We start from the raw sequence: 17,425 nt of genomic DNA, 5'->3' as shown, positions 1-17,425 counted from the left end.
TCAATAATCACAGATTTTTTTATAGCCATATACCAGCCATAATCACAACGGTCATCCCCAACATCACAACAAGCAAATTTTTAATGGCCCAAACAAATGTCTCTCTTTTGATTGGGCGGTCTACAAAGCCCTTGGCATTTTTTAAGACAATTGGTAACAGTGCAATCATAGCGTATGTCGTAATTGGTAACCAGCCCACAATTGTAGCAATCAGCAATTCAATAAACGCCAAAATAGCATAAAAAACATACATACGCTTAGATGAGGCAATCCCCATATAATGCACCAATGTATGCCGATTATTGCTTTCATCCTCATCATGATCGGCAATATTATTCGCGAACATAATTTCTGCAATAAATATCACCAACGGGAAACTGACAATAAACCATTGAAACAAGACACTCACCGTTGGTGTCATTCTCGTGTTGACGTACACTTGTGCCACAAATATAAAGTAGCCCATTGTAATACCTGAGACAATTTCACCAAACGGTGTATTGGTAATTGGCTTTGGGCCAGCAGAATACAAATAACCAATCACAAAACTCAAAATACCAATAATCCATGTCACGTAGTCAGTCAACAACGCGACTGTAATGCCTGCTACAACAGCAATCAGCGCCAACCACATGGCAACATGTAAAACTTGTTTATCAGTGATCACCTCACCAGCAGCTTGTTCCCTCAAAAAGTCGTTTGCTTTTTGTCGCTTATTATCTTCATAGCGATTGAACGTATTCACTGCAAGATGAACACTGACAGTCGCAATAATCAGCAATGCAGCGTTTAACCAATTTAATCTGCTATACTGCCATTGACTGTACACCAATCCGACTAAAAGCGGCGCAACACTGGGAATCACCACGCGAATTTCAACTAAATCTAAAAATTGTTTTGGTGTCATCATTTCAAAAATCCTCTGATACTCATTGTATCAGAAAATAAAAACGCGACACAATTAAAGTGTCGCGACAAAATCATCAAATTGCTGATCTAAGGCTTGAAAATAAGCGTCTCGTCCTTTTTTAGGCGCTTCCAAAACATATCCTAAGAGAAAATCTTGCACATCGTCATTAGTAATAAGTGACATAAAGGCTAACAAGTCAGCTTCCGTGGGTAGTTCGAGATTTTTCTTTAGAATCATAATACCAACATCACCAAATAAAAGATCTGCCTGAAAACCTGTTGGCCCGCCTTTAATGGCGACAAAAATATTCTCGTCATGGTCAATCCAAATTCTTAGCTCATCTTGACTTTCAGCTAAAAAGGGTAATTGGGCACTTTCTGCAGCATGTGTCAGTGCCGTCAGTTGTTGCTTATCCGTTAATCCTACTTGTTTTGTCATTTGTTGCACCTTCTTATAAGCTAATCATGATACTTTTTAGCCTAAAATGCAAGCGTTTACACTTTAATGACGTTCGTATGGTGTTAAACGTACCTGTCCGTCAAGATACTCGCCAACAAAAATATCACTGACTTGTTCATATCCTTGTCGCTTGACCTCGTCTGTCAACCGTTCTGCATCGCGACCAATTAAATCAAGTAAATCTGTGTTGATTTGACCATCAAAAATGATGGGATACTTCATATTTTCTTCGCCTTCAAGAATCACTGTTAGTTGACCATTCTGCTCTAGAACAGCGCGCTTAACTTTTGACAAATCGTACACACTCTGTGCGCGTAATTTAAACATCAAATCATTTGCTGATAAGCCAGCACGCAACACATTTTTAATAGCTACTTCACCATGATCCACCACTACTTTAGGTTGACCATCAATCAGAAGTTTGACGAAGCGATTATGTTCTTTCATGAATTTGACCGTCATCACCAACATTGTCCAAATGATTAGCACAATGGTGAATTGAAAAACAGTGATAGTGTCGGAGTAAATGACAGCACCAATGATGCCACCTAAAACATAGTTTTGCACTTGATCAAGTGCACTGGTTGGCGCTAAATTTCCCTTGCCCATAATATTGATTTGTACGATTAAGGCAAATAGACCAATGGCAAGTTTCGTTAAAATTGGTAAATAAATACTCATTTGACAACCTTCACTTCCGGATTAACTAGATAAGCGCGCGTTAAACTATATGATTGCTGATCGGCGCTGATAGTGACGTGGTAATACTTCTGAGACATCTTCACAATCATGCCATCGCTAACGACTTGTGTGTTAAAAAATATCTTATCTTTTGCAATGCCTTGTTCTGTCGCAAATTCATTAACAAATGATGCCATTTGCGTTTGTTGATCATCACGTGATTTTGCTTGCTGATAGTCCGTATAGCGGGCACCTGCCAAAAAAAGAAACAATAACAACGCAATAATACTTAAATCACGATAACGTGTTTGCATACGATTACGCAAAAACGCCACTGCACCAACAGCCATGAACACAAAAGCAATCACCATCAAATAAATGCCGATTGTATCATTAATGTTAGTTTGTTGTGCCAAATACTTGGCAGAATAAAAAGTCATTGTATATTACCTCGGTAATTATCATACCACACAACAAATTGCTGACACCGTCCCTTGAAGCGCGCTTTAAAAAGCGCTATATTGGACTTATTATTAAAAAGGAGTTCATTATGTCTTCAGAAATCACAACGCAATCAATTGCACAATTCCGTGAAGCAACAGCAACATCACAAAATGCAGTTGTTCGCCGTGCCGTCACCAAAAATGGTATTAACAATGCAAGTTACAATCAAGAAGTTGTTAATGCCAATGTTCCAACTTTTGCCATTGACCTTGATACAGGAAAAGTAGCGAATCAAAAGCAATCTGGTCGTTGCTGGATGTTCGCTGCTTTGAATACTATGCGTCATGATATGAAAGATATGTTTCATATCAGCGACGAGTTCCAATTGTCTCAAAGTTATACTTTCTTCTGGGATAAATTTGAAAAAGCTAATTACTTTTATGAGAATATTTTAAATACTGCCAATGAGCCACTAGATTCACGTCGCGTTGCTTTTCTATTAGTCACACCACAACAAGATGGCGGTCAATGGGATATGATTGTTGCCATCATCGACAAGTATGGTGTCGTCCCACAATCAGCTTATCCAGAGTCACAAGCTTCTTCTGCGTCAAAAGAGTTTAACACGACATTCAACACACTTCTGCGCCACGATGCTGTTATTTTGCGTGAACTGGTAGCTAATCACGCCGGTGAGCAAGAAATTGCAAATACACGTCAAAAAATGTTGGCAAATGTTTACCGCGTTTTGTCAATTACCTTTGGTGAACCACCAGTCAAATTTGACTTTGAATATCGTGATGAATCAAAGAACTTCCACATCGAGCATGATTTGACACCAAAAACATATTTTGATAAATTTGTTGGTTGGGATTTGAGCAATTACGTTTCAATTATTAATGCACCCACAAATGACAAGCCATTTAATGCCACTTATAATGTTGATATGCTAGGCAATGTTGTGGGTGGACGAGAAGTTAAACATCTCAACGTGACTATTGATAAAATGAAATCACTTGCTATTGCACAATTGAAGGCAGGTCAAAGCGTCTGGTTTGGTGTTGATATGGGACCACAAGTAGATCGCGACAATGGTTTGATGGCGGACGGCGTCTTTGCAACTGACGCGCTATTTGACATTGATTCAACGATGACAAAGGCCCAACGCCTTGACTATGGCGAAAGTTTAATGACACACGCCATGGTATTGACCGGTGTTGATTTTGACGAAAATGGTCAACCAACCAAGTGGAAAGTCGAAAATTCATGGGGTGAAAAAGCCGGTAAAAAAGGATATTTCACAATGTCTGACGAATGGATGAGTGAGTATGCCTATCAAGTTGTCGTTAAAAAAGAATTCCTCGGCGCTGACTTAGTCGATATTTATGATAACGCTACGCCAAAATTGCTCGCCCCTTGGGACCCAATGGGTGCATTGGCTTAATGTTTGGATTAAGGAGCGAAAATTTGGCATGTCGCTAAAAGAAAAATTGGAACGGCTACGGTTATCCTTAATACCTGTATTGTTAAAAAGAACATGCTGTTAATTTCGATGACCATTTTTCAATCTTTAAAATAAATAAAAACGCGACATATCGGGTGTTTATCTTCCGGTATGCCGTGTTTTTATTTTGTATTCTTATGAAGGACGATTGCCACCTGTTTTAATCATAACCGCAGCTACCACACCACCAATTATCAACAGAATTGCATCCAGACGAATGACATTAATGAAACCATAATCAAATGCTTGTCGAACTGCTAATTCTAATTCATGGGCATAAGGCGTAGCTAAAATGCGCTTGCCAGTAATAATCGCATGTCCGGAAAAAGGACCTGCCTCAACCAAGACTTTGTGTAACGCCGTAATGATAGCACTGGGTACATGACTTAAAGTAACAAAATGATGCGCCAAACCCGATTGGTAGCCATCGGCTAATCGCAATCCTTGGAACACCACACCAAAACTAACGCCAACTTGCATGAAAGTCGAAATCATTCCCGAAGCCATCCCCATTTGATAAGGTTGGACCGACGACATCGCCGCTGTTGTCATTGGCGGATTTATTGAGCCACCTCCAATACCAATAATAATAAATGCAAGCCAGAAATCAGCAAATGTCGCTGTCTCGCTCGTCAATGCGCTCAAGGTAAACAAGCCAATCCCTATAAAGAAAGCTGAAAATGCCAGCATATAGCCATGTCGTAAACGATTTGTCAACATACCAGCGATTGGTCCTAAAATCAGTGAGAAACCTGATATAGTTGCTTGACGCAACCCAGTTTGCCAAGCTGTATAGCCGACATAGTTCTGCATAAAGGTAGAAAGATAAGCAAAAAAGCCATACAAACCAGCACCCAAGAAAAAGGCAATAATAACTGCTCCTGTAAATGAAGATGATTTGAACATGCTCAAATCCATCATGGGATTTTTAGCAGTTTTTTGTCGCCAAATGAACAATGCAAACAAGACAACGGCAGTAGCCAAGTAGCCAGCCACTTGAAGCTCACCCCAACCCCAATCAGTGTGCATTTCCTTTTGAACTAAACCAAAAACCAAAGAAAAGATTGTCCCAGCAGATAATAGCATACCCAAAAAATCGACTTGGCCACTAGCACGGTGGGCCTGTTTGTTAGAAATAAAAAGCCATGCCAAAATTATTGTTACGACACCAACCGGTAAATTAATTGTGAAAATAGATTGCCATGAAAACGCATCAACAAGCCAGCCACCTAACAGTGGACCCGAAGCAGTTGAAAGACCAATAATTGAACTCAAAATGCCTAAAGCAATGCCACGCTCTTTACCATCAAAACTTGTGCCAATTAAAGCAAATGATAGTGACATGAGTGCAGATCCCCCAATAGCTTGGACAGCACGGAAAATATGTAACATGCCAATGGTCGTTGATGCAGCGTCAAGCCCTGAACCAATCGTGAAAATGACCAGTCCAACCATGAACATCAATTTACGACCATATAAATCACCTAATTTTGCCCAAATTAACAATAACACTGAAAAAACTATTGTATATGAGGAAATGACCCATTGTAAATCTGAATATGACGCATTCAAACTGGTTTGAATACTAGGTAAAGCAACATTGACAACTGTCGTGTCAATCAAAGCCATAAACACCCCAAGTGAAATTGCAATTAACGCTAACCAGCGCTTAGGGTTTGTTTTTTCGTGTCCTGAATTTTGCATTATTCTAACTCTCTTTCAATCATGTCAACATAATCTAAATAGGTATTTGCTAAGGCCGCTTGCAATTTATTTGCTTGCAAAGCCGATTTAAAAAAAGATGCATCAGCGTGCTTGAGCATTAATTGACTAATATTTTCTGTGTAGCGGTCACGTTGCGCTTGTTTTTCTGCACGAAAATCAGCTATTATTTGTTGTGCCAATTTGCTATCAACTAAGCACAAACTAGTGAGTTTAAATAAATAAACTTCGTCCATATGTGCATTATTTTTCACTGGTTCACGCATCAACTCAAAAAACCGATCACGTCCTACTGCTGTAACGTGTATTTTTTTCCTGCTATGTGGGTCTTCTATTATCATTAATTTGCCAGCGGTTTCCATTTTTTCTAATAATGGATATAGTACCCCAAAGCTAACTTTACGGTTTGCGCCTAAAATATTTTCAAGTATAAATCGTAATTTATATGCAGAATGATCAGCATACAATAATTGACCTAATATATATAATTCATACATAATGCCCTCCTTTATTATATCTTTTAGATACTTAAAACATAGTATATCTTTTAGATACTTTTGTCAATTATATTTGCATATAAAAAGAATCAACCTAAGTATAGGTTGATTCTTAATTAAATGCTTACATCATACCTGGCATACCACCTTGTGGCATTGCAGGTGCTTCTTCTTTAGGTTGTTCTGCAACAACTGCTTCAGTCGTTAGCAACAAGGCTGACACTGAGGCGGCATTTTGCAAAGCTGAACGCGTCACCTTGGTTGGATCAACGATACCAGCAGCAACCATGTCAACCCACTCGTCAGTAGCAGCATTGTAACCAAAGCCTTCTTTTTGATCTTTAAGCTTGTTGACGATCACTGAGCCTTCCAAACCTGCGTTTTCAGCAATTTGGCGAACTGGTGATTCAAGCGCCTTAATCACTGTGTTAATACCAGTTTGCACATCACCAGTTTCAGACAATGCCTCAACAGCTGAGATTGCGTTAACCAAAGCCGTACCACCACCAGCAACGAAACCTTCTTCAACGGCAGCACGTGTCGCATTCAAAGCATCTTCGATACGATACTTACGTTCTTTCAATTCAGTTTCTGTGGCTGCACCAACATTAATGACGGCAACACCACCAGCTAGCTTTGCCAAACGTTCTTGTAGCTTTTCACGGTCAAAGTCAGAAGTTGTTTCTGAAATTTGTTGTTTCAAAGTCGCTACACGTTCTGCTGTGGCTTGCTTATCGCCAGCACCTTCAACAATAGTTGTATTGTCCTTAGTAACATTAACCTTAGCAGCTGATCCAAGTTGTTCGATTGTAACATCTTTCAAGTTCAGGCCAAGATCATCAGTAATTACTGTACCACCAGTCAAAATGGCAATATCTTCAAGCTGTGCCTTACGACGGTCACCAAATCCAGGTGCTTTTACAGCTACAACGTTGAATGTACCACGCATCTTGTTCAAAACCAATGTTGGCAATGCTTCACCAGTAATATCATCAGCAATAATCAACAATGCACGACCTTGTTCCACAACGCTTTGTAGAACTGGTAAAATGTCTTGAATATTGCTAATCTTCTTGTCAGTAATCAAGATATATGGATTGTCCAAGTTAGCTTCCATCTTATCATTATCAGTGACCATATATTGTGACATGTAGCCACGGTCAAATTGCATACCTTCAACAACATCCAATGTTGTTTCAATACCCTTTGATTCTTCAATCGTAATGACACCGTCGTTACCAACTTTGTCCATCGCTTCAGCAATCAAATGACCGACTTCTTCATTAGCAGCTGAAATCGACGCAATTTGAGCAATTTCATCTTTTGTATTGACAGTATGTGACATTTCGTGCAACTTAGCAACTGCTGCTGCCGTTGCTTTTTCAATACCAGTACGAATACCAACAGGATTAGCACCTGCTGTCACGTTTTTTAGGCCTTCGCCAACAATAGCTTGCGTCAAAACTGTGGCTGTTGTTGTACCATCACCAGCGATGTCGTTAGTTTTTGAAGCAACTTCAGCAACTAACTTAGCACCCATATTTTCAAAGTGATCTTCTAATTCAATTGCCTTGGCGATTGTCACACCATCGTTAGTAATGGTTGGTGCACCATAAGATTGCTCTAAGACCACATTGCGACCTTTAGGTCCAATTGTTGTTTTAACTGTATCAGCTAACTTATCAACGCCGGCCTTCATCTTAGAACGTGCGTCTTCTGAAAACTTTAATTCTTTAGCCATGATTTAACTATCTCCTTTGATTTGATTATTATTCAACGATTGCAACAATGTCTTTTTCATGGAGTGACAAATAATCTTGCCCTTCAAATGACACTTCTTGCCCAGCATACTTATCAAACAAGACTTCATCGCCTACTTTAACTGTCAAATCACGAATTGTGCCATCATTCAAGACATAACCCGTTCCCGCAGCTACAACTTTACCAGTAACAGGCTTGTCTTTGGCATTACTTGCCAACACAATCCCACCGACAGTTTGTTCTGCAGCTTCCGTTACTCCAATAATCACACGATCACCTAATGGCTTCAACATGGATTCATACCTCCGAGATTTTTTCATTTTAGCACTCTTTATATGTGAGTGCTAACTACAACTATAAGTATATCACGCTGGTCACAAATGTCAACATTTTTTGATTCAAAATATCAAAATTCAGCCTCTATTTTTAAATAAAAAACTCGTCGGTCATCACGTCACCCACGAGTCATTATTCTATTTGTAAAAATTTTTTTCAGCGGTAAACTAATCAACAAAATTGTTGACAAAATAAGTAAAATGCCAATTAGTTAAAACCCCCTCAAGCGCGTCCCTAGTAATGTCACCGATAAGGTCGTTGCTACCAAAGGTTCAATGGTACCTAGCAAACTAGCAGACGATGGCTTTAATCCAGCTAAACTCATGACATACAACGCATACGGTATCAACGTCCCAAATATGACAATTGCGATAACAATCCAGATATCTTGCAAGTTAACACCACTCGCAATACGCCACACTGGATGTATGAGATTAGCGACCAGTCCACCTATTAATAATCCCCAACCCACAATCACTAAAGGTGGCGTTTGATGTAACAGCGGTTTTGGGATCAAAGTATACCCCACCAAACCAAATGCTGAAATAACACCCCAATAAAGCGCTTTTGGATTAATTTTTAGATGAGTAATATCACCATTCGTCACCAATAAAAAGACACCCAATAATGCCAAAATAATCGCAACAAACTCAAGGCGTGATGGCCAACGTTTACTATATATACTCATCAACACAACAATAATTGCTGGTCCTAACGATTGCAAGACCGTTGCAGTGGCTGCATCCCCATAATAAACCGACAAAAAGAAACTTGATTGCGCCAGCAACACACCAAAAAGACCAAACAAAACGACCAAAAGTGCTGTATATGTATGTTGCCAAACCGAAAAAACAGCCTCTTTAGTAAATAAGGTCAGCATACAAAGCAAAACCGCCCCTGCACACAGCATTCTCACGCCTACCAGCCATTCTGGCGCCACGGCCGCTTGCCGAAATAAAATACTAGCCAATATGCCACTAATGCCAAACAAAGTTGCACTGATAATACCACAAATTATACTTTTAAAAGATGACATATAGTGACCTCAATCTCTAAATTAAAAAATTCACACGTGATTTTATATTATCACAATTTTTATTAAGATTACATCATCGAAGTCAAAAATTTGTATCTTGATTCAGTAGCTATTAAATTAATTGACAAATTAATGCCAATGAACGTTGCTGCGCTAGTCCCTCAAATCCATTACGCCTGTAAAATTTTTCAGCTGGCGTATGCATTTCTGTCTCTAAAATAATGGCAGGAATGTCATTTTGTATCAAATCATTTTTGATTGAAGCGAGTAATTCAGTTCCAACACCTTGTCCTTGATAGTTCGCATCAACAAAAAAATTATCCAACTGATATTCAACACCCAAATGCCAAGGTTTCACATATCCCAGTGCCAAAGCTATGATGTGGTCAGATTTTTTATAAACATAGCATCGATTGGTATTCATTTCTAAAAGGCGGGTGATGTAACGAAAAATATCATCATAGTCATTCTGCTCACACCAAGGCGCCTTCGAAAATACGTCAATATATAACGCTGTTGCTTGTGCAATGTCCTCATCAGTCAAAAATGTGATTTCGGATTTCATAATATTTTTCCTCATTAAACATCTTAGCATATTTATAAAAAACAAAAAAAGACATGAATTGCTAATCATGCCCTTACAGAAATGTGCCCCCATGCGCTTCACTAATATCATACGCAATTGTGAACGCCTCGGGATCAACCTCGTGAATGCCTCGTAGAAAATGATTGTATTCTTGATTGTCCAAGACAACCATTAGCATTTCTCGACCGTCACCCATGTAACCGCCTCTGACATCCATAATCGTAAAACCTTTGTCACCGTCTAATAAATACTGTTTTAATTCGTCAATTCGCTCATTAGTCGTAATATAAACCATTTTGCGTCGGTCTAAACCTGTCTCAATATAATTCATCACAAACGCCGTGATTACCAAAGAAAACAATGCTAAAATAAGCGCTTCAAGCCCCTGTGTCACTAAATTGCCCAATGACACTACCGTGTCAATTGCTAGTAGAGATAAGGCTGGTTTAATACGAAAATATTTTTTTAGAATCATCGGCGGAACCGCTGTACCGCCACTCGAAGCATCAATACGATACAAAAGCGCGACCCCAACAGCGAAAATACTGCCACCAACCAAAACAGCTAAGGTACGATCTGTTAAAATTTGAAAACTAGGTGTAATTTTCAGTAAAACAGGCAATAAAAAACTACCTAGCGTAATACGAGCCGTGGTACCACGATCCAAAAAAATTGCTGCCAAAACAATCATGATGATATTAACTACTAATACCGTAATGGCGCGATCGACGCCGGTTAATTCATTGACCAAAATGGCAAATCCTGTGGCGCCACCGGCAGCAACCTTTGCAGGTGCATAGAAAAAGTTAATGCTAACAGCCACAATTTCTAAGGCCAGAATAATCGTAAAATATCGTATAATTTTACTTTTTTGTAATTGCTTCATTTAGTGTCCTACTGACGTCTCAAACGTCCTTCCGTTTCTTAAAGCGTGCTAACACACTACGCCATAGCGTCGGTTGACGCAACACTTTTTCATCTCCGAGATGTTCTCTCATAACTTTGAGCACCTTACCAGATTCCTTTGCCGAAAAATCAAAATTACCACTGTCGGTGGTTACCCTAAAGCGACGCCCAATATGATTCTTGCTGACTTGTGCATAAACAGCTTTAACATTAGTCCACGGAATTTGGATGTAATCAGCGACATTATTTTCATTAAAAAATTCGAAAGCTTGATCGCCAATTAAAAAGTGTCCGTACTTTGCACCCATACCTAGATAAGAAACACCCTGAGTTGTTAATTCTGCTGTCTTGTTTAAAGATTGTACCATAATCTACTCCATTAAACGTATGTACTGACAAAAGTGCTCATCAATAAGGCGAGCACTTTTTGTCAAAATTTTTACATGATGTGGAAGGCATGCATTGCGATACCAAAGATAAAGATACCAATGATCATCACGATTGGTGATACCTTTTTCTTCAACAACCACATTGCTAAGAAAGTCAATAGCAATCCCATCAATCCAGGAATCAAACTATCTAAATTAGCTTGCAAAGTGTTAGGGACAACTTTTGTCAATGACAAACCTGATGCTTGTTCACCTAAAATCTTTTGCAACTGCTCACCAGAAACTGGTCCGTTAGGGAAGTTGATATAAGCACCCTTTGCTAACTTTTTAGCAGGCAATTCTAGGACAAACTTAATTGATACCCAACGCTCAACCAGCACAGCCAAGATGAACATACCAAGAATTGAAGCACCCTTAGTAATGTCTTTCAACAAACCACCAGACAAATCTTGTGTAATAGCACTTCCAGCTTTGTAACCGAATTCTTGCGTATACCACAAGAATGCCATACGAATAACGTTCCACAAAACGAAGAACAAGATAGGACCAAGAATATTACCACTCATGGCAAGTGAAGCGCCTAAGGCACCGAGAATTGGTCGTACAGTAAACCAGAAGACTGGATCACCTATTCCGGCCAAAGGTCCCATCATACCAACCTTAACACCTTGAATCGCAGTATCATCAATTGGTGCACCATTGGCACGTTCTTCTTCCAATGCCAACGTAACACCAATAATTGGTGAGGCAACATAGGGATGTGTGTTAAAGAATTCCAAGTGTCGCTTCAATGCGCTGGCACGGTCTTCTTTTGACTTATATAATTTTTTAATCGCTGGAATCATGGCGTAAGCCCAACCAACGTTTTGCATACGTTCATAGTTCCATGAACCTTGCAAGAACTGTGAGCGCCAAGCAACTGACAAACGATCTTTTTGCGTTAATTCGATTTTTTCTGCAGCCATCATGTTGCTCCTTTCTAATACTCGTTCAAGATGTCGCCGACTGGGTCGTTGCCACCGTTTGAACCGCCGCCGTTTGAACCGCCACCATTACCGCCCATCTTTGATAGGTTGATGTAAATCAAGGCAATCGCAACACCAATGGCACCAAGAGCAATTAGAGTTAATTGGCTAACAGCGGCCAATGCGAAACCAATGGCGAAGAATGGCCAAACTTCACGCGTAGCCATCATGTTAATTACCAAAGCATAACCAACGGCAACAACCATACCACCACCAATGGCCATACCACCAGTTAACCACTCAGGCATTGAAGTCAAAGCACTCTTAACAGCTGCAGCAGGTACAGCAATCAAAATTGCGGCTGGAATAGCAATACGCAATCCTTGTAGTAGCAAGCCAAACAAGTGAAGCGTTTCAATCGTGCGGAACTTACCTTCTTTGGCAGCCGCATCGGCACCGTGAGTTAAACCAACGGCAATGGTACGAACGACCATTGTTAGGAACAAACCAGCAACAGCCAACGGAATAGCCGTTGCAACGGCAACTGATATCCCTGTTCCAGAGAAGTCGCCACCTTTGACCATAATAATTGAAGATGCAACAGAAGCTAAAGCAACATCAGGCGCCACAGCAGCACCGATGTTAGCCCAACCCAGCGCAATCATTTGCAAGGTTCCACCCAAGATGATACCGGCTGTTAAATGACCTGTAACCAAGCCAATCAAAGTCGCTGATACTAGTGGCTGATGAATCTGAAATTGATCCAAAATACCTTCCAAACCTGCAAAGAAGGCAATGATTACGACTAAAATTATCGCAATAGTAGACATATTTAGACACCTTTCTTAATTAAACATTTTAATGTTATTTAACATTTGCTTTCTTGATCAAATCAAACAAGTTCGCCTTACTGTCATTTGGGACCTTACGGACATCAAATTCGACACCTAAATCACGTAACTTTTCGAAAGCAGCAACGTCAGTTTTATCCATTGACAAAACCTTGTTAACCATTGTTTTTCCTTCTGAGTGTGCCATAGAACCGACGTTAAGTGACTTCAATGGTACACCGCCTTCAACAGCCCTTAAGACATCTTCCACTGTTTCAAACAAGAGGAATGCATCAACACCACCAAAACGATCATCTTTGGCAACTTCAATCATTTTGCTGACTGGTACAATATTTGCTTGAACACCATTAGGCGCAGCTTGTTGGATTAGGCTCTTACGTAGCTCATCTTTGGCAACTGCATCAGAGACAACAATAATGCGGTTTGCCTTTGAATCAGGCGTCCAAGCAGTAGCAACTTGTCCATGCAATAAACGCGTATCCAAACGAGCCAACTTAATATTAATGTGACCCTCTTTAAGGCCAACTGTCGACTTTTCTTTGCTTGCAGCTGGTGCAGCTTCTTGGAACTCTGGCACAGACTTAACGCCCTCGCGAGCTACCGGCACCAAATACTTTGCCAGATCAGCAGCTTTTGTTTGACTCAAACGTCCACCATAAGCCTCAATTAGCATTGGCAAGTTCAAACCTGACACAATAGCCATGTTATCTGGGTTTTGCTTTTGAATCAAACTGGCACGATTAAAGGGTGAACCGCCCCATAAATCAACCAAGAATAGTACTTCGTCATCATTGTTGAACTTCGACAATGCTTCTTGGTAGTGCCGATCCAAATCATCGGGGCCTTCATTAGGTAAGAATGTCACAACTTCAACGTTTTCTTGTTCACCGAAAATCATTGATCCTGACATCAAAATGCCTTTTGCAAAGTCCCCATGGCTGGCAATAATTAAATTAACCATTTAGGAAATCTCCTTCTCAATAAATTGTTTACTTTAATGATTATAGCGAAATGAAACCATTTTGTAAACGCTTACACAATAACAATTTAGTTATTGTTTACAAATCATATTATAATGTATCAGAACAAAAAAGTAAACGCTTTCATATTTGTTTACAAAAAAGTAGAATAACTTTCATAAAATCCTTTCAACATGTTTACATTTAAAATCGTTGATCTGGATTATCATCTTTGGTGACGAAGCTTTTAATGATTGTCATGTCGCCGTCTAATGCGTAAGATATGGATTCATCATCAAAAAGAATAAAACTATCACCTTTTTTAACAGCAGTCTGGTTAACACGACCAGCACCATCTATTACTGTAAATAATTCATAATGATGTGACAAATTAAACTGCGATAAACCACGAACAGATAATTTTTCAACAGTAAACTTCACAGAGGTTACCAATCGCGTCACAATCGTTTGATCCACAATAGTGGTTGTTTGCTTTAAAACAGGATCATGATGTGGCACAGTCGTAACATCAAGTGCATCTGCAATCTGCAAATCACGCTTTTGTCCTGTCGTGGCATCAACACGGTCAAAGTCATAAAAGCGATACGTTGTATCGGAACTTTGCTGCGTTTCTAAAGCGACAATTCCTGCTCCCAGCGCATGAAAAGTGCCTGCGGGAACATAGAAGAAATCCCCCCTTTTAACAGGAACAGTTCGAAGCATATGCTCCCAATCTTCTTTTTCAACCATCGCCTTTAGTTCATCACGACTTTGCGCATAATGTCCATAATAAATTTTCGCATTTGGGGTCGCATCTAAAATGTACCAGCATTCAGTTTTTCCGTATTTTTCACGTGATTGTGTATCGTTTGGGTGAACTTGAATTGATAAATCTTGGTGTGCATCAAGAATTTTAATTAACAATGGAAAAGCTTCATTTGCCTCATGCCCACCAAAAAGATTAGGATTATCCTGCCATAGTTGCGTTAGTGTTTGTCCAGCAAACGGACCATCCTTGATGGTTGACTCACCATTTTTATGGGCAGCAATAGCCCATGCTTCACCAACATGATCGCCCTTAATAGGAAAATGAAAATCTTTTAAGGCTGTACCACCCCAAATTTTATCGTGTAATGCCGCTTCTAATATTACTAATGTCATTTTGTAACCGCTTTCATTTTGTTTTAAATAAAAACTTATTTTAAATTAAAGCCTTTATTCTGAGTGTATTGTGTCAATTCAGATGTATCACGATTGGCTGTTAGCATTCTAACGTTGTTGCTAATCCACGAACGCGTCACACCACGTTGCGCATAATAATCCGTCATGATTTTATCATATCGCATCACTGCTGTAACCATTTGTTCTTGATGATAACCATCTTTCATCAAAACACCATCTAAATCAAGTTTTGGCTTAATACCGGGGTTTTGCGCCGGATAACCAATAGAGAACCCCATAACTGCTTTCACATACTTAGGTAGATTGAGTTCTGATTCATAAAGCTCAAATGCTTTCATGGCGCCAGCCATAGTGACACTACCTAACCCAAGGGATTCCGCTGCTACTTGTGCACGCCCTAACGCAATGCCAGCACTAATGATGCCGCCTTCAAGCACATTATAACGCTGTATATTATTCTCAGCTAACGATTTTTCTTCTGGTGTCAATCCGATGAGGTCCTTATTGTAATCCACTGCTACAACAAAGTAACGCGCAGCAGTTTCAATATATTTCATGCCCACTTGAGCAGTGATTTCTGCCTTTAGCTGCTGTGAAGTAATTTCAATAAAGGTGACCGGTTGATAATTATTCATGTTTGGTCCAGCAACTGCTGCATGAAAAATCTTCTGTACTTGCTCATCTGTGACAGGTTCGTCAGTGAAAGCACGTATCGACATATGTTGATTCAGTAAATCAAGGGTTGGGTTTGACATTTTGTCATTCCTTTCTAAAGCGTGTTTTTGATTGTCTAAACAACCTACCTAGATAGTATCACAAAGTTGTGATAAAATAACAAAATATTCATTGGAGAAATTTATGCAAATAGGAAAATTTCGTTTAGGTTTACGAACACTAAAAACAGCTTTCGCTGTCATGCTCATCATCACATCTTTTTACTTTTTTAATCGGCCGCCATTTGTAGCAGCTTTAGCTGCAGTTTTTGCTTTGCGAGAAAGTTGGGACAAAACCCTTAACTTTGCTAAAGTAAGACTTATCTCAAATACGTTAGGTGGCGGTTTCGCTCTTATTTATTTTATTGTACACGAAGAGACGAACCACGCACCTTGGACTTCGATGATTCTGTTACCATTACTGGTCATTATCGCGATTGTTTTGCTTGACGGATTCGATTACAACAGTGGTGTAATTGGCGCCATGGCAGCTTTGTTGATGATTTCCTTAAATATTCCATCTGGCGCCACGATCGTCTATGTTTTTGAACGAATTGTGGATACTTTTATTGGTGTCGCTGTTGCTATTTTAATTAATCGCTTTGGATCACCAAAAAACATTAATTAAATCCCTAAATAATTTTCGATTGTTTTCAAAACGCCGTCGTTGACGTTCACGTCAGCGGCTTTTTTTGTCACAGCGTCTTGCATAAATGCCTCAGCGTTAGGCATCACAAAGCCATTCTCATATTTAGTCAACATCTCTAAATCATTGCCATTGTCACCAAAGACCATCACTTCATCGTCCAGCACATCATAGTAGTCTTGCAGCACTTGCAGTCCTGTTGCCTTGTCAACGCCGCGCCCTAAAACATCCACTGAACCAAAACCAGAACCAGTAGCATGTAACTCATTACCAAAGACTTCACGTAGCGCAGCCACATGTTGTTGTACTTCATCATTTGGCCATACAAAAGTGATCTCCAAAATATGGTCATCAACCGACATTAATTTTTCAACTTGTTTAACGTTTGGATAGAATTGGAACACCATTTTAGCCACAGGGCCAGTGGCATGATTAGAAACATAGGTTGCATTATCGCCAGTCATAATAATAATATTTTCAGCAGATTCTGGATTTTTTGCATTCCAATCAATGACCTTGGCTAATTGTTCTGCTGATAAATGAACTGAATAAAGTTGTTGTTCACTTGTAGCAACAACCGCACCATTTGAGCCAACAAAGTCCAAAGCGTATCCTTTAGCAATTGTGGGTGCGAATAATTGTTGCAAATTTTTGACTTGGCGGCCTGAAGCTGCTACGAACTTCATATCTCGTTTCGTCATTTCGGACAATACACGCTCAAATCGTGCTTGATTATACATATCATTAGCAGTTAAAAATGTACCATCCATATCAGAAGCAATTAATTTAATCGGCATTGTTCATCTCCTAGTCGTAAATATAACTTTATTATTATACCATCTCTTGATACGACTGCAAAAGGGATAACTTTTCCCGAC

General features: G+C 39.6%; 20 protein-coding genes. 2 read left to right on the top strand and 18 right to left on the bottom strand.

Annotated features, from left to right (window positions below; translation table 11 throughout):
- Positions 1 to 19: 19 nt before the first annotated feature.
- The 4 genes from ACI3ES_RS01955 to ACI3ES_RS01940 form a co-directional block, all read right to left on the bottom strand.
- The gene (locus ACI3ES_RS01955; protein ID WP_114667208.1) at positions 20 to 907 is read right to left on the bottom strand and encodes a prenyltransferase; all 888 of its coding nucleotides are present in this window, start codon (positions 905 to 907) and stop codon (positions 20 to 22) included.
- A 54-nt stretch (positions 908 to 961) separates the two neighbouring features.
- A complete protein-coding gene (locus tag ACI3ES_RS01950) occupies positions 962 to 1,348 on the bottom strand; it encodes a hypothetical protein (RefSeq protein WP_004915065.1) in 387 nt (128 codons plus the stop codon).
- A gap of 63 nt (positions 1,349 to 1,411) precedes the next feature.
- The gene (locus tag ACI3ES_RS01945) at positions 1,412 to 2,050 is read right to left on the bottom strand and encodes a DUF421 domain-containing protein (protein WP_114667196.1); all 639 of its coding nucleotides are present in this window, start codon (positions 2,048 to 2,050) and stop codon (positions 1,412 to 1,414) included.
- Positions 2,047 to 2,490 carry a DUF3290 domain-containing protein gene (locus ACI3ES_RS01940; RefSeq protein ID WP_114667195.1) on the bottom strand — a complete coding sequence of 148 codons (444 nt, stop codon included), beginning with the start codon at positions 2,488 to 2,490 and terminating at the stop codon, positions 2,047 to 2,049. Before ACI3ES_RS01940 ends, ACI3ES_RS01945 begins: the two co-directional genes overlap by 4 nt.
- Positions 2,491 to 2,600: 110 nt before the next feature.
- On the opposite strand from ACI3ES_RS01940, the gene ACI3ES_RS01935 reads away from it, so the two are divergent.
- Positions 2,601 to 3,938 (top strand): C1 family peptidase, encoded by a 1,338-nt coding sequence (locus tag ACI3ES_RS01935; protein WP_114667194.1) that lies wholly within the window; start codon positions 2,601 to 2,603, stop codon positions 3,936 to 3,938.
- A 195-nt stretch (positions 3,939 to 4,133) separates the two neighbouring features.
- Here ACI3ES_RS01935 and ACI3ES_RS01930 read toward each other — a convergent pair whose 3' ends face one another.
- The 13 genes from ACI3ES_RS01930 to ACI3ES_RS01870 form a co-directional block, all read right to left on the bottom strand.
- Positions 4,134 to 5,702 (bottom strand): MFS transporter, encoded by a 1,569-nt coding sequence (locus tag ACI3ES_RS01930; protein ID WP_317212087.1) that lies wholly within the window; start codon positions 5,700 to 5,702, stop codon positions 4,134 to 4,136.
- Positions 5,702 to 6,217, bottom strand: coding sequence for a PadR family transcriptional regulator (locus ACI3ES_RS01925; RefSeq protein ID WP_114667193.1), 516 nt, complete (start codon positions 6,215 to 6,217; stop codon positions 5,702 to 5,704). The genes ACI3ES_RS01930 and ACI3ES_RS01925 overlap by 1 nt, the downstream gene beginning before the upstream one ends.
- 124 nt (positions 6,218 to 6,341) lie before the next feature.
- The gene (groL, locus tag ACI3ES_RS01920; RefSeq protein WP_317212090.1) at positions 6,342 to 7,958 is read right to left on the bottom strand and encodes a chaperonin GroEL; all 1,617 of its coding nucleotides are present in this window, start codon (positions 7,956 to 7,958) and stop codon (positions 6,342 to 6,344) included.
- Positions 7,959 to 7,986: 28 nt separating this feature from the next.
- A complete protein-coding gene (groES, locus tag ACI3ES_RS01915; RefSeq protein ID WP_114667192.1) occupies positions 7,987 to 8,271 on the bottom strand; it encodes a co-chaperone GroES in 285 nt (94 codons plus the stop codon).
- A gap of 254 nt (positions 8,272 to 8,525) precedes the next feature.
- Positions 8,526 to 9,350, bottom strand: a complete 825-nt coding sequence (locus ACI3ES_RS01910) for a DMT family transporter (protein ID WP_242029648.1) — start codon at positions 9,348 to 9,350, stop codon at positions 8,526 to 8,528.
- A 112-nt stretch (positions 9,351 to 9,462) separates the two neighbouring features.
- Entirely contained in the window at positions 9,463 to 9,915 is a 453-nt protein-coding gene (locus tag ACI3ES_RS01905) for a GNAT family N-acetyltransferase (RefSeq protein WP_114667191.1), read from the bottom strand.
- A gap of 73 nt (positions 9,916 to 9,988) precedes the next feature.
- Positions 9,989 to 10,822: a YitT family protein gene (locus tag ACI3ES_RS01900; protein WP_114667190.1), complete on the bottom strand. Its 834-nt coding sequence runs from the start codon at positions 10,820 to 10,822 to the stop codon at positions 9,989 to 9,991.
- A 19-nt stretch (positions 10,823 to 10,841) separates the two neighbouring features.
- The gene (locus tag ACI3ES_RS01895; protein WP_114667189.1) at positions 10,842 to 11,210 is read right to left on the bottom strand and encodes a DUF956 family protein; all 369 of its coding nucleotides are present in this window, start codon (positions 11,208 to 11,210) and stop codon (positions 10,842 to 10,844) included.
- A gap of 71 nt (positions 11,211 to 11,281) precedes the next feature.
- Complete coding sequence (locus ACI3ES_RS01890) at positions 11,282 to 12,196, bottom strand: PTS system mannose/fructose/sorbose family transporter subunit IID (RefSeq protein WP_004910234.1); 915 nt, start codon at positions 12,194 to 12,196, stop codon at positions 11,282 to 11,284.
- A 14-nt stretch (positions 12,197 to 12,210) separates the two neighbouring features.
- Positions 12,211 to 13,026, bottom strand: coding sequence for a PTS mannose/fructose/sorbose transporter subunit IIC (locus tag ACI3ES_RS01885; RefSeq protein WP_142511307.1), 816 nt, complete (start codon positions 13,024 to 13,026; stop codon positions 12,211 to 12,213).
- Positions 13,027 to 13,060: 34 nt separating this feature from the next.
- Positions 13,061 to 14,008, bottom strand: a complete 948-nt coding sequence (locus tag ACI3ES_RS01880) for a mannose/fructose/sorbose PTS transporter subunit IIA (protein ID WP_004910230.1) — start codon at positions 14,006 to 14,008, stop codon at positions 13,061 to 13,063.
- Between the two features lie 202 nt (positions 14,009 to 14,210).
- On the bottom strand, positions 14,211 to 15,167 hold the full coding sequence (locus tag ACI3ES_RS01875) for a type I phosphomannose isomerase catalytic subunit (RefSeq protein ID WP_114667187.1): 957 nt from the start codon (positions 15,165 to 15,167) through the stop codon (positions 14,211 to 14,213).
- 35 nt (positions 15,168 to 15,202) lie between these two features.
- Positions 15,203 to 15,943: a nitroreductase family protein gene (locus ACI3ES_RS01870; RefSeq protein WP_004910224.1), complete on the bottom strand. Its 741-nt coding sequence runs from the start codon at positions 15,941 to 15,943 to the stop codon at positions 15,203 to 15,205.
- Between the two features lie 103 nt (positions 15,944 to 16,046).
- Between ACI3ES_RS01870 and ACI3ES_RS01865 the strand changes: the two genes are divergently transcribed.
- Positions 16,047 to 16,529 (top strand): aromatic acid exporter family protein, encoded by a 483-nt coding sequence (locus ACI3ES_RS01865; protein ID WP_004910221.1) that lies wholly within the window; start codon positions 16,047 to 16,049, stop codon positions 16,527 to 16,529.
- Here the strand turns inward: ACI3ES_RS01865 and ACI3ES_RS01860 are convergent.
- Positions 16,526 to 17,344, bottom strand: coding sequence for an HAD-IIB family hydrolase (locus tag ACI3ES_RS01860; protein ID WP_004910218.1), 819 nt, complete (start codon positions 17,342 to 17,344; stop codon positions 16,526 to 16,528). The two genes, ACI3ES_RS01865 and ACI3ES_RS01860, sit on opposite strands and share 4 nt — an antisense overlap.
- Between the last annotated feature and the right edge of the window lie 81 nt (positions 17,345 to 17,425).

The organism is Leuconostoc falkenbergense (assembly GCF_045801155.1).
Lineage (GTDB): Bacteria > Bacillota > Bacilli > Lactobacillales > Lactobacillaceae > Leuconostoc > Leuconostoc falkenbergense.
This window is presented reverse-complemented; position numbering and strand designations above follow the sequence as displayed.

Excerpts from the sequence above, each read along its gene's own strand:
- ACI3ES_RS01955 (WP_114667208.1), bottom strand. The coding sequence starts at position 907 with ATGACACCAAAACAATTTTTAGATTTAGTTGAAATTCGCGTGGTGATT.
- ACI3ES_RS01950 (WP_004915065.1), bottom strand. The coding sequence starts at position 1,348 with ATGACAAAACAAGTAGGATTAACGGATAAGCAACAACTGACGGCACTG.
- ACI3ES_RS01945 (WP_114667196.1), bottom strand. The coding sequence starts at position 2,050 with ATGAGTATTTATTTACCAATTTTAACGAAACTTGCCATTGGTCTATTT.
- ACI3ES_RS01940 (WP_114667195.1), bottom strand. The coding sequence starts at position 2,490 with ATGACTTTTTATTCTGCCAAGTATTTGGCACAACAAACTAACATTAAT.
- ACI3ES_RS01935 (WP_114667194.1), top strand. The coding sequence starts at position 2,601 with ATGTCTTCAGAAATCACAACGCAATCAATTGCACAATTCCGTGAAGCA.
- ACI3ES_RS01930 (WP_317212087.1), bottom strand. The coding sequence starts at position 5,702 with ATGCAAAATTCAGGACACGAAAAAACAAACCCTAAGCGCTGGTTAGCG.
- ACI3ES_RS01925 (WP_114667193.1), bottom strand. The coding sequence starts at position 6,217 with ATGTATGAATTATATATATTAGGTCAATTATTGTATGCTGATCATTCT.
- groL (WP_317212090.1), bottom strand. The coding sequence starts at position 7,958 with ATGGCTAAAGAATTAAAGTTTTCAGAAGACGCACGTTCTAAGATGAAG.
- groES (WP_114667192.1), bottom strand. The coding sequence starts at position 8,271 with ATGTTGAAGCCATTAGGTGATCGTGTGATTATTGGAGTAACGGAAGCT.
- ACI3ES_RS01910 (WP_242029648.1), bottom strand. The coding sequence starts at position 9,350 with ATGTCATCTTTTAAAAGTATAATTTGTGGTATTATCAGTGCAACTTTG.
- ACI3ES_RS01905 (WP_114667191.1), bottom strand. The coding sequence starts at position 9,915 with ATGAAATCCGAAATCACATTTTTGACTGATGAGGACATTGCACAAGCA.
- ACI3ES_RS01900 (WP_114667190.1), bottom strand. The coding sequence starts at position 10,822 with ATGAAGCAATTACAAAAAAGTAAAATTATACGATATTTTACGATTATT.
- ACI3ES_RS01895 (WP_114667189.1), bottom strand. The coding sequence starts at position 11,210 with ATGGTACAATCTTTAAACAAGACAGCAGAATTAACAACTCAGGGTGTT.
- ACI3ES_RS01890 (WP_004910234.1), bottom strand. The coding sequence starts at position 12,196 with ATGGCTGCAGAAAAAATCGAATTAACGCAAAAAGATCGTTTGTCAGTT.
- ACI3ES_RS01885 (WP_142511307.1), bottom strand. The coding sequence starts at position 13,026 with ATGTCTACTATTGCGATAATTTTAGTCGTAATCATTGCCTTCTTTGCA.
- ACI3ES_RS01880 (WP_004910230.1), bottom strand. The coding sequence starts at position 14,008 with ATGGTTAATTTAATTATTGCCAGCCATGGGGACTTTGCAAAAGGCATT.
- ACI3ES_RS01875 (WP_114667187.1), bottom strand. The coding sequence starts at position 15,167 with ATGACATTAGTAATATTAGAAGCGGCATTACACGATAAAATTTGGGGT.
- ACI3ES_RS01870 (WP_004910224.1), bottom strand. The coding sequence starts at position 15,943 with ATGTCAAACCCAACCCTTGATTTACTGAATCAACATATGTCGATACGT.
- ACI3ES_RS01865 (WP_004910221.1), top strand. The coding sequence starts at position 16,047 with ATGCAAATAGGAAAATTTCGTTTAGGTTTACGAACACTAAAAACAGCT.
- ACI3ES_RS01860 (WP_004910218.1), bottom strand. The coding sequence starts at position 17,344 with ATGCCGATTAAATTAATTGCTTCTGATATGGATGGTACATTTTTAACT.